The organism is Candidatus Electronema sp. TJ (genome assembly GCF_048287355.1).
Taxonomy (GTDB): Bacteria; Desulfobacterota; Desulfobulbia; order Desulfobulbales; family Desulfobulbaceae; genus Electronema.
On record NZ_JBLWEP010000021.1, the window covers coordinates 6927 to 22306 of the forward strand.

The following is a 15380-nucleotide window of genomic DNA, read 5'->3' on the forward strand; positions in this document are numbered from 1 at the left end:
GCCAGCTGAGCCTCCAGTCCGGCGGACTTCTCCTTGAGCGCGGCCAGCTCCGCCGCCTGCGCCTGCGCCTGCGCCAAAGCTGCCTCTTTCTCCTCCACGCTCTTCTTCAGCCCGGCAGCTTCCTGCTCCAAGGCCGCAAGTTTCGCGGCTCCCTCCTGCGTCTGCTGCTGGGCATTCTGCGCTTCGGTCAACTTCTCCTGCGCGGCCTTCAGCTCGGCTTCCAAGGCGGCTGCTTTGTCCTGCGCAGCCTTGAGCTGCTCAGCTCCGGCCTTCAGATCCGCCATCTGGGCTTCCAGTCCGGCAGATTTTTCCTTCAGCGCGGCCAGCTCCGCCGCCTGCGCCTGCGCCTGCGCCAGTGCGGCCTCCTTTTCTTCCATGCTCTTCTTCAGTCCAGCGACTTCCTGCTCCAAAGCCGCCGCCTTAGTTACCGCATCAGCCTGCGCCTGTTGCTGCTGCTGGGCATTCTCCGCCAGCTGAGCCTGCGCTGCCTTCAGCTCAGCCTCTAAAGCGGCGGCCTTGTCCTGCGCGGCCTTGAGCTGATCAGCTCCGGCTTTCAAGTCAGCCATCTGGGCCTCCAGTCCGGCAGACTTCTCCTTAAGCGCAGCCAATTCCTCGGTCTGCGCCTTGATCTGGGCCTCCAGCTGGGAAGCCTTGGCCTGCTCAGCAGCCAGCTGCGTCTTGAGCGACTCCGCATTGGCCAGCTCCGCCTCCAGCGTGATCACCTGATCCTCAGCTGCCTGCACTTTCTGCTGCGCCAATTCCAGCTCATTGAACTTGACCTTCATATCCGCCAGCTCTTTTTCTGCCGCCGCAGCCTTGGCCTCCAGACCGGCCAGCTTGCTGCCCGCCTCTTCAGCGGCTTTGGCAGCCTCAGCCAGCGCGGCGCTCTTCTCTTCCAGCTCTTTGGCTGTGGCTGCCTGCTGCTGCTGCGCCGCTGTCAGCTCGCCCGCCGCCTTCTCCTTTTCTTCCGCGAGCGCGGCCAGCTTGCTGTTCAGCTCCTCGGCCTGCTTGCTCTTTTCAGCGATCTCGGCTTGCAGCTTCCCGTTCTCAGCCTGAAGAACCGTCAGCTCCTCGCCCTTGCCGCTCAAGCCCTGCGCCAGCTCCTGCTCCTTGGCTGCGGCTGCTGCCAGCGACTGCTCCGCCGCAGCCAGCGCGGCCTTGGTCTCAGCAAGCTGCTGCTCCAGCCCGGCTGCGGCAGCTGTCTTCTCCTCCAGCTGCTTGGAAAGCTGCTGCGCTTCCTTTTCCTGCACGGTTTTCGCCTCAGTCAGCCCGGCAACTTGGGCGACCAGCTCCTTGCCATTGCCCTCGGCCTCAGCCAGCTGCTTCTGCGCCGCCTCCAGCTGCGCCTGCTTCTCAGCCAGCTGGCTTTGCAGCTCGGCGATCCGCTGCTCCGACGGCGCAGACTCCTGCTCCTTCTGCTTGCCGTACTGCAGCATGGCCTCAGCCTTGAGCTGCGCCTCCTGCAACGCCTTTTCCAGTTCCGCAGTTCTGGCCGCGCTCTCTGTCAGCAGCACCTTCTGATGCTCCAGCTTGGCCTGCTGCTCATCCAGCAAAGCCTTGCTGCTGTCATGCTGCTGACTCATGTCCGCCGCGCTTTTTTCAGCAGCAGCCTTGGCCACTTCAGCCTGCTCCAAAGCGGCCTGCAACTCCGCAATCCTCGCCTGCTGCTGCCCGGCCTGCTTCTGCGCCGCAGCCAGCTCGGCCTGCCGCGCCGCAGCTTGGCTCTGCAGTTCCGCCAGCTCCTGCTCCAGCGGCGCAACCTGCTGCTCCTGCACCTTGCCGTACTGCAGCAGTGCCTCGGCTTTCAGCTCCGCCTTGTGCTGCTCCTCCATCTGCGCAGCGGCCTGCTGCTGCGCAGCAGCCAGTTCTGCCTCAGCCTGCTCGATCTTTTTCGCCATCTCAGCAGCAGCAACTTTCTGCTGCTCCAGCTCCGCCTGCAAGGCCGAGACATTGTCTGTCTCGGCCTCGGCAGAGGCAAGGGCCTGCGCCTGCACGTTTTCCTGATCCTGCCGCAGCTGCTCCAGCTCAGCGGCCAAGTCCTGCTTGGCCTGCTCCAAGTCGCTGACAGATGCCTGCGCCAAGGCGAGCTGATCCTCGCTCTGCTTCAGCTTCTCCAGAAGCTGAGTGCTGGCCGCGTTCTCGCCGTGCTTGAGCGAATCCGCCTCAGCCTCTGCACGATCCAGCTGAGCGTTGAGAGCCTCGACTTGCGCCTTGTTTTGCACGGCGGCAGCCTCTGCCAGTTTCGCCTGCCGTTCCGCTTCGCCCTTGAGCTGGGCTTGCAGAGCCTTCTCTTTGTGCAGCAGGGCCTGCGTCTCTGCCAGTTCCTTGCGCAGCCGCTCCGCCTCCTCTGCCGGACCAGCAGCCGCTATGGCTTTTTTCTCTGCAACAGGCTTTTCATGCGGAACAAGCTGCTGCTGCTCCTGCGCAGGCCTTCCTGCGTGCCTGTTTTTAAGATAGCTGTGATAGCACGACAAGGAGATGTAGGCCAGAATGCCGACAGCGATGAGAAGAGCGGTGCGGTTTGATTTCATGTCAGAGTTCCTCCGTTGCGTTTATTGTCAGGTGTCAGTCGGCGGAGAGCCGGAAACGCCGTCAGGCGGGCTTCAGAATCAGAACAGAGAGCGGCGGCAGGGTCAGCTCCAAGGACTGCTCGAAGCCGCAGGCCGGTTCCGGCGAGGCGTTGACTGTGCCGTTGCTGAGGCCGCCGCCCCAGTAGCACTCAAGATCGCTGTTGATCAGCTCGCGCCATTGTCCACCTTTGGGCGCGCCGATGCGGTACTTTTCCCGGACGACCGGGGTGAAATTGCAGACCGTCACCAGCATGTCGCCGCTGTTTTTCGCCCGCCGGACAAAGGAAAAGACTGAATTGTCCGAATCGTTGGCGTTGATCCACGAAAAGCCCTGCCAGTCGTAGTCATTTTCATGCAGGGCTGGCTCGGCGGCGTATATCCTGTTCAGGTCGCGGACAAAACGCTGCATGCCCTGATGATTCTCCGCTTCCAGCGCGCACCACTCCAAGCCGCCGTCGTGGTTCCATTCCTGCCATTGGCCGAACTCGCAGCCCATGAAGAGCAGCTTTTTGCCGGAGTATGTCCACATGAAGCCGAGATAGGCGCGGAGATTAGCAAACTTCTGCCAGTCGTCGCCGGGCATTTTGCCGGCCAAGGAAGCCTTGCCATGCACCACTTCGTCGTGCGAGAGCGGCAGGATGAAGTTTTCGTGGAAGGCGTAGAGCATCCCGAAGGTCATCTCGTGGTGATGGAACTTGCGGTGAATGGGTTCGTGGCTCATGTAGGAGAGCGTGTCGTGCATCCAGCCCATGTTCCATTTCAAACTGAAACCCAGCCCGCCCAGCCACGTTGGCCGCGAGACCATCGGCCAGGACGTGGATTCTTCAGCGATGGTCAGCACGCCGGGGAAGATGCCATGCACGACCTCGTTGGCCTTGCGCAGGAAACTGATCGCGGCCAAGTTCTCGCGTCCGCCGTGCTCGTTGGGCAGCCACTCGCCTTCCTTGCGGGAATAATCCAGATAGAGCATGGAGGCGACTGCATCCACGCGCAGGCCGTCAATATGGTACTTGTCAATCCAGAACAGGGCGTTGGAGATGAGGAAGGAGCGCACCTCATTGCGTCCATAGTTGAAAATCATCGTGCCCCAGTCCTGATGCTCGCCTTGGCGGGGATCGGCGTGAGCGTAGAGATGGGTGCCGTCGAAATAGTTGAGGCCTGCGCCGTCTTTGGGGAAATGCGCAGGCACCCAGTCGAGGATCACGCCGATGCCCTGCTGGTGGCATTGGTCTACAAAATACATGAAGTCCTGCGGCGTGCCGAAACGGCTGGTTGGGGCGAAGAAACCAAGAACCTGATAGCCCCAGGAGCCGTCGAAAGGATATTCAGCAATCGGCAGCAGCTCGATATGCGTGAAGCCCAGCTCCTTGACATACGGAATCAGCTCGTCGGCCAGCTCGCGATAGGTGAGCCAGCGGCTGCCGTACTTCTCATCAGGCTTGCGCCGCCATGAGCCGAGATGCACTTCGTAAATTGAAATTGGGCTGTTGAGCGATTGCCGCTGCGCCCGCTGCTGGATCCACTCGGCATCGCTCCACGGGTAGCTGTCGAGATTGACCGCCACTGAGCCGGTGGCAGGCCGCAGCTCCATCGCAAAGCCGTAGGGGTCGGATTTGTCAAAATCCCAGCCCTGCTGGGTGTTGATGCGGTATTTGTAAACAGTGTGTTCTTTCAGGCCGGGAACAAAGAGGCTCCAGATGCCGGAGTCGCTGGAGTGCATCGGATGCTGCTGACCGTCCCAGCCGTTGAAATCACCGATCAGGCTGACTTGGCGGGCGTTGGGAGCCCAGACCGCAAAGGCTATGCCCTCCTGGCCGTCAAAGGAGACGAGATGCGCCCCCATTTTTTCATAGGCCCGCTCGTGCGTGCCTTCGCCGATCAAGTATTTGTCAAAGTCGCTGAGCCAGCTGGCTGGAACAGGCTGGCCGGGAAACGGAATGGAAGTCATCTGAAAGGAATTCTTGGAATAGGAATGCTGCTGCGCCGCCCTCAGGCCTAAAAACAGGCACAGTATAGCTGCTTCCGCACGGTTTTCAAACCCTTTTCTGCGCTTGACAATCCCTTAAGCCTGGCTTCTGCCGGACTGACCCTGCTTTCGGCCCAGCAGCAGGCCTGCGCGGCTTGACAGCAAAAGGTTGCTGCCGGGCAGAAAAAGGTTGTTGTTTGGCCGCAATCGTCCGCTGCTGAGCAACAGCCTTCTTGTATTCGGCAGCAGAAGGCTGCTGCCTGACAAGAACTTGCTGCGGCTTGGCAGAAGAAGGTTGTTGCTCAGCAGCAGCCTGTTGTTGCCAAGCAGAAGAAAGTTGCGGCTCGGCAAACACCTTCTGCTGCCGAGCCGCAGCCTTCTGTCAGCAGGCAAAAGAAGCCTGATTCAGCGGCACAGAGCGAGGATGTCGGCGATGATCTCCGGCGTGTAGTCCTGCAGCCGCCAGATGCGGGCCAAGGAATGGGCGTTGGCCGCGATTTTGGGAATGTCCGCCTCCGGGATGTTCAGCTCGGCTAAGGACACAGGACAGCCGATCTTGCTGAACCAGCTGCGCAGGGCATCGACAGCCTGCTCGGCATCCGGCGCAAGGCCGAAGACCTGCTGTCCAAGGCGGGCGGCGCGGGCCGGATTCTGCCGCAGCCGCCAGCGCAGCCAGGCTGGCACCACCACAGCTAATCCGGCCCCGTGCGGCACGTTGTACAATGCGCTGAGAGAATGCTCAATCATGTGCATGGGAAAGGCGGTTCCGCCCAGCCCGGCTCCGGTGAGGCCGTTCAAGGCCAAGGTCGCGCTCCACATCAGAGCAGCCCGTCCGCCAAAGTCGCAAGGATCAGCCAGGCAGCGTTCGCAGGAGGCGATGACATTGCGGATCAGCCCTTCCATGAAATCCATCTGCACCGGCGCGTCGTCGTCCGTGTTGGTCATGTAGAATTCCAAGACATGGGCGATTGCGTCCGCCGCGCCATAGGCTGTGTAGGACGGCGGCACGGTGAAGGTCAGCTCCGGGTCGAGTATGGACACCTTTGGATAGAGCTGCGCGCTGGTGGCGGCGAACTTTTCATCAGCCGCCTCGTTGGTGATCACCATGCCTGCGTTCATTTCTGAACCGGCGGCGGCCAAGGTCAGCACGGTGGTGATCGGCAGGGCAGCAGTGATAAATTTTTTGCCGATGAAGAAATCCCAGACATCGCCGTCTGCGGCACTGCCTGCGGCAATGGCTTTGGCTGTGTCAATCACCGAGCCGCCGCCAACCGCGACGATCACATCCAGCCGCTGCTCCCGGACTTTGGCGATGCCTGCCCGGACATGCGAGAGCACAGGATTGGAGCTGACTCCGCCGTGCTCGGCCACAGCCACGCCCGCATTGGCGAGCGCATTCATGACCTGCCCGTGCAGGCCGCTCTTCTTGATGCTCTCGCGGCCATAAACCAGCAAAGCGCGGCTGCCAAAGGCGGCGGTTTCCGGGCCGATCTGCGGCACAGTGCCGCGTCCGAAGATGATCTTGGTCGGGTTGTGAAAGATGAAGTTCTGCATGATGTCTCAATGGATTTGATGTTGTTCTGAGCAATGCTCGGTTCAGCCGGGCCGGTTTGACACGGCAGGCCAGACCGGAAAGGCCTCTGGCGCAATGGCCTCTTCCGCCATTTGCACGACCTGCTCAGCCAGCCTGCCGCCATCTGAGTCTTTCTCCGAGCCGCGCCCGAAGACCAGGCGCACCACCTGCGCGGCATCGAGCTGCTCGGCAGGACGGGACGGCGCATAGGCGGCAGCGCCGTTCTGCTCAATCTCATGCAGCAGGCCGCCGCTGAGCAGCAGTTCGACAGTCTGGCTCAGCTCTGCCTCGTTGCGCACTGCGCAGACAGCGGCCAGCTCTTCTTCGCCGACAGCTTCGGCCCGGGCAAAGCCGCCGTACACTGTGAGCAGCACGTCAAAGGCCTGCTGGAGCCGCTGCCGGACTGTGCTTTCCGCGCCGGGAAGTCGGTAGTGGTTGCGGTTCTGAATGGCGTAGGCCAAGACCGCGCCGAGCAGGATGAACATCCAGCCGAGCTGCATCCAGACCAAAAACAGCGGCACGGTGGCAAAGGAGCCGTAGATGGCGTTGTAGTTGGCCACGCCCATTTGCAGCATCACGTAGAGCCGCTGGACGATGAACCAGAACACTGCCCCGAAGAGCGCACCGCAAAGGGCCGCGCCGGTGCGCACCTTCACGCTGGGAAAAAAGAGGTACATCAGCATCAGCGAGAGGGTGATGAAGAGGAAAGGCAGGAGTTTGAGCAGCAGCCACGAAGAAGGCAGGGCGGCATCAATGTACTTCATGATCTTCTGCGACTTCAGCACCGCCTCGGCAGCAAGGGCTATGTTGACCGAGATCGGCAGCAGCACCAGCAGAGCGAGGTAGTCCATCAGCTTGCGAAAGGCCGAGCGGCCTCGCCGCGTGTGCCAAATCGCGTTCATCGCGTCCTCGACTGCGTTGAGCACGGTGATCACCACGATCAGCAGGCCGACGATGCCGAACGCGCCAAGGGCGGCGAAGTTGGTGTTTTCCACGTAGTCGAAGATGGAGTCCACCGCGTTGCGCAGATGGCGGTTGAGGCTGGGCGGCTCCGGCTCCTTTGCCTCAGCTGCGGCTCCAAGCTGTTCTGCCTGTTCTTGCAGCTGCTCTTCTTTGGCCGCCGCGTCCGGGTCAAGCTGGTTGATCAGGCGGTGGGCAGCGATGCGCATCTGATCGCCGTTGCCAAGGCCCTTGAGGATGGCCGTGCTCATCGCCAACAGCGGCACCATGGACAGCACGACAGAGAAGGTCAGGGCTGAGGCCCGCAAAGAGATGCTGCTGCCGACAAATTCATGCCCCATGATCAAAAGAATGCGGAGCAGGCTGCGCAGAACGGCGGCGGGCCGCTTTTCATCCGGCCTGTAAGCGAAGGCCCAGCGGGAGAGGCGGCAGGGTAGGGCGGCGGACACGGTAGGCACGGCTCAGCTCCTCCGCTGCGCCTTCCTCTTTGGAGCAGCTTTGGCCTTGCTGGTTTTCATGAGCTTCTTCGGACTGGAGCGGGCGGCTTTCCTGCTGGCGGCGACGCTTTGCCGCTTCGGCTTGGGCGGAATATAATCAGGAATCTGATTGGCATGGAGCAGTGATGGCGGCATGGAGCGGACGCGCTCGCGGATGAAATGAGTGGCGGGCAGATGAATGACGGTTTCGGCCGGGATATATTTCTTGCCCTCCAGCACTGGCTTCCTCAGAGCGGGATTGAGACGGCGGAATTCTTCCTCGGAAACACCAAAATACTCGCGCAGCGCGGCGGCGGCGGCGTACCCCTTCAGCCGCATGGAGGCATTGATCAAAGGCCGCTCTTTGATCACCGCAGGATCGGCCTCCAGCCTGCTGGCCACCCGCATGGCGGCGATGAATTCCGAATAGAAATTGCGCGAGGCGAAGCCGAAGGAGGAGCCGGCATGATTGGCGAAGATGGCCGGATAGCTGCCCCACTGCGCCTTGGCCCGCAGCATCCCGCCGCGCCCGTGATTGTAGGCGGTGAGGGCCAGCGGCCAAGCGCCAAGCTGGCGGTAGTTTTCCTTCAGGAATCTGGCGGCGGCCTCGCTGGCGGCATAGAGGTCATAGCGCTCGTCCACCAGCTCGTTGACAGCCATGAACTCCTTGCCAGTGTAGCGGGTGAACTGCCAAAGGCCCACAGCTCCGGCTTTGGAATGCGCTTCAGGGTTGAAAGAGGATTCAACATGGGGCAGATACGCCAGCTCCAAGGGCAAGTCCTGCATTCGCATGATTCGTTTGATCGCAGGCATGTAGGCACCGGAGCGGATCACTCCTGCTACGAAGCGGTTCTTCAGTCCGGTCTGCATGCGAATGTTCTCTGCCGCCGCAAGGAAGGCGGCTGGGCTTTTCAGTTTGAATAGGCCGTGAATGCGCAGCTCCTCGGCGGTCTGCGGCAGGCTGCCTTGGGCGAATTTGTTCAGAATGGCTTTCACATGCAGCAGAGCCAGCTCGGCCAGTTTTTCATTGATTTTGCCTGCGCCCGGAGTATCCTTGGGCAACAGATTCACCACTGCGTACAGGATGTTCAAATCGGTCTTGTCATGCAGCACGCCTTGCGCCTCAGTGTATGTGCCATAGATCTTTTCCCAGAAGCGGACATTGGGCAGGATGAGCGGATAGACCGGAAAATGCAGTTCCGACGCAGTCGGCAGAGATATCTGAGGACTTATCTGCGGAGCTGGAAAACCGCCGCTGTTCTGCATCTGCACTTGGATTTGGGCGGCAGCCGGATCGGCAAGGAGAAGGAAGACGAAACAGAAAAATCTGACAGCTGACGGCATGAGCATCATTTGTTTGAGTAAACAAGCCTCGCTGTTGCAGCGGGCCGCAGGCAAGAAGACTGTGGTCTGAGCAGAATCAAATTGTAGCACACTTTTTCAGAAAAGCGGCAAAAAGGGAGGCGCAGCCGTTCTTTTTGCGGAAAAAATCAGGATAATCAGCATGTACACTCCGATCGCCGCCACCCTTGGCTATGTGCTTTCCGCAGATGCCCGGCAGGTGCTGCTCCTCCACCGCAACAGCCGTCCCGACGACCAGCATCTCGGCAAATATAACGGCTTGGGCGGTAAAATGCGGCCTGACGAGGACGTGCTCAGCTGCATGGCGCGGGAAATTCGGGAGGAAGCGGGGATCATCTGCCGGGAGATGAGCCTGCGCGGCACCGTGAGCTGGCCCGGCTTCGGCTTGGGCGGCGAAAGCTGGCTCGGCTTCATCTTCCTTGTCACCGCCTTTGACGGTGTTCCGAAAACACGTTGCGAAGAAGGGGAGCTGGCCTGGCATCCGCTGGAGGAGATAAGCCGCCTGCCGATGTGGGAGGGCGACCGGTTTTTCCTGCCCTTGGTCTTTGACGGCGATCCACGCCCATTTCACGGAGTCATGCCCTATGCGCAGGGCAGGCCAGTGAGCTGGCGGCATTTTCGCTGAGTCTGCAAGTTTTCATTGCCTCTGGAATGCAAAAATGGTATTACTGCTTGTTTTGCTCTGAATTTTTCAAGAGGCCAGACAGGCGCAAGGAGGTGCAGGGTCATGAAGAGCAATGAAGAGCTTGTCCGGCTTGAGCAGCTGATTGACACGCTGATCATCCGGCACAAGGAGCAGAAGGAAAAGCTGCTGACTTTGGAGAAGAAGCTCCGCGACCGCGAGGAGGAGTGCGAGCTGCTCAAGCTGGAGAACGCCGAGCTGCAGAAGAACCGCACAGACATCGTCAGCCGCGTTTCCGGGCTGCTGGGCCGGATCGAGGAATGGGAAGCCGGGCTGCCCAAAAAAGGCGAGAAGGCCGCCTGAGCAGACAGTTCAGGGACGAAAAAAGAGCGCGGCGCGGAACTTCCTGATTTCAGGATGAACTGAAAAGCCTGCTGCGGTGTTTGCGGGGCGGGCGGAAAAAATAGGTTTTGCTTTTTCTGATTTTTTATTTTATAGAAGCAGGGAGAAGAAGCAGGTTTTCCCTGCGCTGTTTGTGATCAACGGAGTATTGAGCCAACTCTCTTTGATAGGGTGCTCCTCATATGCTGGATTATGGAGAACTTTACTGATTTCCAGACGACAGCACGGCGCACCCACCTATTTCGATAGGTTTAATCATTCTGTTGACACGGCAGCGCGGGGGATTTTTCGCGCCGGAATGCGTTGCTCCAACCGATGCGCATCCCGTCAACCGTGCCGCTTCTGACTGCTGCCGTTGTTCTCGCCCCTCCTGCTTCAGCGGTCTTGGCAAACTGCTCTGCCGCCTTCCTCGTCACTTTCTTTCTTCCGCAGTGAAAACTGCTGCAATCATATACAGGTTATGCAATTATGGTGATGAGCGGGACAACAGCGATACTGCTTGCCCTGACCTTGGTCGCAGGCGCGGGGATCGGTTTTTTTCTCCGCAGAAAATTCATAGAAGGAAATCAGGCTGATATTGAGAAGCAGCGGCTGCTGATCATTGAAGGTGCCATTTACGAGGCCGAGCAGCTCCGCAAGGAAAAACTCCTCCAAGTGAAGGAGGAGATCTATCAGACCAAGCAGGAAGCCGAGCAGGAGATCAAAAACAACCGCAAAAATCTCGAAAACGAGCAGCGGCGGCTGGAGCGGAAGCTCGACAAAGTGCATGAGGAGCTGAACGATCTCAAAGCCAAAGAAGAGCAGCTGACCGCGCAGGAGAAAAAACTGTCTGAAAGTGCGCACAGTCTTGCCAAACGGGAAGCGGAGGCGGAAACGCTGATTGCCGAGCAGCGGCAGCGGCTGGAGAAAATATCCGGCATCAGTGCTGAGGACGCAAAGAAGCTGCTGATCGAATCGCTGGAAAGCGAGGCCAGAATGGATGCCGCCAAGCGGCTGGCCAGAATTGAGAACGAGCTGAAGCTGGAGGCGGACCGCAAGGGCAAGAACATTCTCGCGCTGGCCATCGCCCGCTACGCCGGGGAGTATGTGGCGGACAAGACTGTCTCCACCGTGCCGCTGCCCAACGATGAGATGAAGGGCCGGATCATCGGCAGGGAAGGCCGCAACATCCGGGCCATAGAGGCCGCCACCGGCATAGACATCATCATTGACGACACCCCGGAGGCGGTGATCCTCTCCGGCTACAACCCCATCCGGCGCGAAATCGCCCGGCAGTCGCTGCTCCAGCTTATTTCCGACGGCAGGATTCATCCGGCCCGGATTGAGGAAGTGGTGGCCAAAGTCACCCACGATCTCGACGTGGAGATCAAGGAGGCGGGCGAGAAGGCCGCCTTCGACCTTGGTGTGCACGGGATGCACGTGGAGCTGATCAATCTGATCGGGCGGCTGAAATACCGCTCCAGCTACGGTCAGAATATTTTGCAGCACTCGCTGGAAGTGGCCTTCCTCTGCGGCATCATGGCCGCTGAATTAGGGCTGGATGTGAAAAAAGCCAAACGGGCCGGGCTGCTGCACGACATCGGCAAGGCGGTGGATCACGAGGTGGAAGGCTCGCACGCCATCATCGGTCGCGATTTGGCAAAAAAATATGGCGAGCGCGAGGACATCGTCTATGCTGTCGGTGCGCACCACGAGGAAATGCCACCGCAGACCGTGTTAGACATCCTCGTGCAGGCGGCGGATGCGCTCTCTGGAGCACGGCCCGGCGCACGCAAAGAAATGCTCCAGAGCTACGTCAAGCGGCTGGAGGATTTGGAGAAAATCGCCAACGCCTTCCCCGGTGTGGAAAAATCTTACGCAGTGCAGGCAGGACGCGATCTGCGCATTGTTGTCAACAGCCAGCAAGTCGCGGATGACGCGGCCACGCTGATGAGCCGCGACATTGCCAAGGCGATTGAGGAGCAGCTGACCTATCCGGGGCAAATTCGGGTGACTGTGATTCGGGAGACAAGGGCGGTGGAATATGCGAAATAACGGCAATAAATCACTGGCGGAGCAGCTCGCGTTGATCATGCGCGGCTGCGAGGGCGTGGTCTCTCAAGAGGAGCTGGAGAAAAAGCTGAAAACGGCAGCGGAAAGCGGCAGGCCGCTGCGGATCAAGGTGGGGTTTGATCCGACCGCACCGGATCTGCATCTTGGCCACACCGTGCTGCTGCAAAAGCTGCGCCAGTTCCAGCAGCTCGGCCATGAAGTGCGGTTTCTGATCGGCGATTTCACCGCTACGATCGGCGACCCGACCGGCAAATCGGAAACTCGTCCACCGCTGAGCCGCGAGGACGTGGCCCGTAATGCCGAGACCTACAAGGCGCAGGTCTTCAAGATGCTCGATCCGGCCAAAACCACAGTGGTGTTCAACTCCGCCTGGCTGGGGCAGCTTTCCTCCTACGACATGATCCGCCTTGCCTCCGAGCTGACTGTGGCCCGGATGCTGGAGCGCGACGACTTCAAAAAGCGCTTTCACAGCAACCGGCCAATTTCCATTCACGAATTTTTTTATCCCCTGTTGCAAGGCTACGATTCGGTGGCCATGCAGGCGGATGTGGAGATCGGCGGCACCGATCAGCTTTTCAATCTGCTCATGGGTCGCGAGCTGCAACGTTCCAGAGGCTTGGAGCCGCAGGTCGTTCTGACCATGCCCCTGCTTGAAGGACTGGACGGCGTGAACAAAATGAGCAAGTCGCTCGGCAACTACATCGGCATCACTGAGCCGCCGGAGGAGATTTTCGGCAAGACACTCTCCATCAGCGACGAGCTGATGTTCCGCTGGTACGAGCTGCTCAGCGACCTGCCGCTGGAGGAAGTGTCCACGTTGAGAAAGGGCGTGGCCGAAGGCTGGCTGCATCCCAAGGCAGTCAAAGTGCGTCTGGCGAAAGAGCTGGTCGCCCGCTTCCACAATCAGGACGCGGCGGACGCGGCGGAAAAGCATTTTGAGCAGGTCTTCAAGCAGCGCGAGCTGCCGGATGACATCCCGGAGAAAACCCTGCCTGCGCAGGCAGACACAGTTGTGCTGCCGTGGCTGCTGAAGGAAGCTGGGCTGGTCGATTCCACTTCCGATGGCCGCCGGATGATCCTGCAAAACGCAGTGACAGTGAACGGCGAAAAGGCGGCAGATGTCAATGTTCAGTTTCCCGCCAGCGGCGAGCTGCTGCTCAAGGTTGGCAAGCGGCGTTTCTGCAAAGTGATTTTCGCCTGATTCCGCTTCTGCTGCGGGCCGGAATGCGGTATAATGCCCAGAGTCAATCTGCCGCGCTGTTCCGGTCAACTTCTTCAAGGAGCGGAATGATGGATGTTTCTCCCGTGCTGGTCTGGTTCCTCGTCGGTGTGTTCTTTTTTGTCACGGAACTGATTCTCCCTGGCTTCATTCTTTTTTTTCTCGGCGTGGGCGCATGGTGCGCGGCAGCGGTTCTGGCTGCGCTTCACGTGCCGCTGACGGTCCAGCTTCTGATTTTTTTAATCAGCTCTCTGGCAAGCCTGCTGCTTCTCAGAACAAAATTTCGTTCTATTTTCATCGGCGATTCCAGCCGGAAAGAGGCTTCTCCCCAACCTGCTCCAATCACCGGCGTTGTCCTTGATGCCATCCTGCCTCCTGCTGAGGGCAGAGTCAAATATGGAGGATCCTCGTGGCGGGCGGTTGCTGATGAACCGACACCAGAAGGCGCAGTAGTGCTGGTTGTTGAAAAAAGAGACCTCATAGTTAAAGTGAAAGCCCTTCATGCGGGCAAGGAGGAAGAAAAATGAGCGGTCTTCTGTTTGGTATTATCGTTCTCGTTATCTTGATTGTCGTTATTTTGTTGAAAACAGCAATTGTCGTGCCGCAGAAGTTTGAATATCTTGTTGAGCGGCTTGGAAAATTTGATAAAAAACTTGACGCTGGATTTCACGTCCTGATTCCGTTTATTGACAAAGTCGCTTACAAACGGAATCTCAAGGAGGAGCCGCTTGATATCGGCAGTCAAACCTGCATCACGGCGGACAACGTGACTCTTGAAGTTGACGGAATCATGTATCTGCAGGTCATCAACTCCGAGCAGTCCGCCTACGGCATTGCTGATTATCATTTTGCGGCGGCCCAGCTTGCGCAGACTTCCCTCCGTTCCGCGATCGGCAAGATCACCTTGGACAAAACCTTTGAAGCGCGGGAAATTCTGAACAAGCAGGTGGTTGAGGCGATTGACGATGCAGCCCAGAACTGGGGCATCAAGGTGCTGCGCTATGAGATCAAGGATATCAAGCCGCCGCGCTCGGTGCTGGAGGCGATGGAAAAGCAGATGCAGGCCGAGCGCGAGAAGCGGGCGGAGATTGCCCGCTCCGAGGGTGAGCGGCAGTCGATGATCAACCGGGCTGAAGGCGAGCGGCAGGAAGCCATCGCCCGCTCTGAAGGCGAGAAGATGAAGCGGATTAACGAAGCTGAAGGCCGGGCGCAGGAAATCCTCAAGGTCGCCGAGGCGACTGCCGAGGGCATCCGCAAAGTCGGCGAGGCACTGGCTTCTCCCGGCGGCCAAGAAGCGGCCCGCTTGGAAGTGGCAAAAAAATATATAGATGAATTCGGCAAACTGGCCAAAGCGAACAACACCATGATCGTGCCCGGCAATCTCACTGACGTGGCAGGCATGGTCGCCACGGCCATGGCTACGCTGCGGCAGACCAGCAAAACAGCAGCACCTATGCCTGCCGCCCGGCCTGAAGCGCACCCGGAGCGTCCGGTCGCGGCGGCACGTTGATTGTCAGTTGACAGCTGGCAGTGCTGAATGCTACAGTGAAGGATGCGCGGCCCTGCCCGCGCTCTTTTTTTCGTAAGAATTTCAAACTGAGGTGCGGTTTATGTTCGGATTGGGAATGCCTGAGCTGATCATCATTCTGGTCATCATTGTGATCATTTTCGGCGCAGGCAAGCTGCCGGAGATTGGTTCCGGCATCGGCAAAGGAATCAGAAACTTCAAGGACAGCGTCAAGAGTCCAGACAGCGATTCCAAGGCGATTGCAGATAAAGACAAGGACAGCGGCAAAGAGAGCTGAGGCTCTTCGACAACCTTCCCTTCCCGCAGGAGCGCGGCATCATGTTTGGACTTGGAACCCCTGAATTGGTCGTTATTCTCGCCATCGCCTTCCTGCTTTTCGGCGGCAGGAAGCTGCCGGAACTCGGTGCAGGTCTGGGCAAAGCCATCCGCTCGTTCAAGAACGGCCTGAACGAGGTGGAGGAGGCGACCGGCATGGAAGGCATCGCCAAGCGGCTGCCTGTGGCGCGTGAGATTTCCGCTGTGCAGGACAAGATCGATAAGGCCAAGGACATCAGCAGAATGCTGACGAAGTAACCCAAGTTGTGACCTCTGCTGTTCACGGAAAAGTTTCTTGCGCATGCCGGGCGGAAGGAGGAGCATAAACCTTATGC

14 protein-coding genes and 1 other RNA gene are annotated in these 15380 nt (G+C 59.2%); 9 read left to right on the plus strand and 6 right to left on the minus strand.

The features are described 5' to 3' along the window. The 6 genes from ACNKID_RS02915 to ACNKID_RS02940 form a co-directional block, all read right to left on the minus strand. The coding region (locus tag ACNKID_RS02915) for a hypothetical protein (RefSeq protein ID WP_417911935.1) at positions 1 to 2531 on the minus strand (2531 nt) is incomplete at its 3' end. A gap of 61 nt (positions 2532 to 2592) precedes the next feature. Continuing rightward, on the minus strand, positions 2593 to 4518 hold the full coding sequence (glgB, locus tag ACNKID_RS02920; protein WP_417911936.1) for a 1,4-alpha-glucan branching protein GlgB: 1926 nt from the start codon (positions 4516 to 4518) through the stop codon (positions 2593 to 2595). 85 nt (positions 4519 to 4603) lie between these two features. Continuing rightward, on the minus strand, positions 4604 to 4891 hold the full coding sequence (locus ACNKID_RS02925) for a hypothetical protein (protein WP_417911937.1): 288 nt from the start codon (positions 4889 to 4891) through the stop codon (positions 4604 to 4606). A gap of 50 nt (positions 4892 to 4941) precedes the next feature. Beyond that, positions 4942 to 6090 (minus strand): iron-containing alcohol dehydrogenase, encoded by a 1149-nt coding sequence (locus tag ACNKID_RS02930; protein ID WP_417911938.1) that lies wholly within the window; start codon positions 6088 to 6090, stop codon positions 4942 to 4944. A gap of 42 nt (positions 6091 to 6132) precedes the next feature. Then, on the minus strand, positions 6133 to 7527 hold the full coding sequence (locus ACNKID_RS02935) for a YihY/virulence factor BrkB family protein (RefSeq protein WP_417911939.1): 1395 nt from the start codon (positions 7525 to 7527) through the stop codon (positions 6133 to 6135). Positions 7528 to 7530: 3 nt separating this feature from the next. After that, on the minus strand, positions 7531 to 8889 hold the full coding sequence (locus tag ACNKID_RS02940) for a lytic transglycosylase domain-containing protein (protein ID WP_417911940.1): 1359 nt from the start codon (positions 8887 to 8889) through the stop codon (positions 7531 to 7533). A gap of 160 nt (positions 8890 to 9049) precedes the next feature. On the opposite strand from ACNKID_RS02940, the gene ACNKID_RS02945 reads away from it, so the two are divergent. From ACNKID_RS02945 to tatA (ACNKID_RS02985), 9 genes are all read left to right on the plus strand, one after another. Further along, a complete protein-coding gene (locus ACNKID_RS02945) occupies positions 9050 to 9532 on the plus strand; it encodes an NUDIX hydrolase (protein ID WP_417911941.1) in 483 nt (160 codons plus the stop codon). A gap of 102 nt (positions 9533 to 9634) precedes the next feature. After that, positions 9635 to 9892, plus strand: coding sequence for a hypothetical protein (locus tag ACNKID_RS02950; protein ID WP_417911942.1), 258 nt, complete (start codon positions 9635 to 9637; stop codon positions 9890 to 9892). 155 nt (positions 9893 to 10047) lie between these two features. Beyond that, positions 10048 to 10218: non-coding RNA, 6S RNA (gene ssrS, locus ACNKID_RS02955), on the plus strand. Between the two features lie 187 nt (positions 10219 to 10405). Then, positions 10406 to 11965, plus strand: coding sequence for a ribonuclease Y (gene rny / locus ACNKID_RS02960; RefSeq protein ID WP_417911943.1), 1560 nt, complete (start codon positions 10406 to 10408; stop codon positions 11963 to 11965). After that, complete coding sequence (tyrS, locus tag ACNKID_RS02965; protein WP_417911944.1) at positions 11955 to 13184, plus strand: tyrosine--tRNA ligase; 1230 nt, start codon at positions 11955 to 11957, stop codon at positions 13182 to 13184. Before rny ends, tyrS begins: the two co-directional genes overlap by 11 nt. An 86-nt stretch (positions 13185 to 13270) precedes the next feature. Next, positions 13271 to 13729 (plus strand): NfeD family protein, encoded by a 459-nt coding sequence (locus ACNKID_RS02970; protein WP_417911945.1) that lies wholly within the window; start codon positions 13271 to 13273, stop codon positions 13727 to 13729. After that, positions 13726 to 14712: an SPFH domain-containing protein gene (locus ACNKID_RS02975; protein WP_417911946.1), complete on the plus strand. Its 987-nt coding sequence runs from the start codon at positions 13726 to 13728 to the stop codon at positions 14710 to 14712. Before ACNKID_RS02970 ends, ACNKID_RS02975 begins: the two co-directional genes overlap by 4 nt. 100 nt (positions 14713 to 14812) lie before the next feature. Next, entirely contained in the window at positions 14813 to 15007 is a 195-nt protein-coding gene (gene tatA, locus ACNKID_RS02980; RefSeq protein ID WP_417911947.1) for a twin-arginine translocase TatA/TatE family subunit, read from the plus strand. Positions 15008 to 15048: 41 nt separating this feature from the next. After that, positions 15049 to 15303 (plus strand): twin-arginine translocase TatA/TatE family subunit, encoded by a 255-nt coding sequence (tatA, locus tag ACNKID_RS02985; RefSeq protein ID WP_417911948.1) that lies wholly within the window; start codon positions 15049 to 15051, stop codon positions 15301 to 15303. The last annotated feature ends 77 nt before the right edge of the window (positions 15304 to 15380 follow it).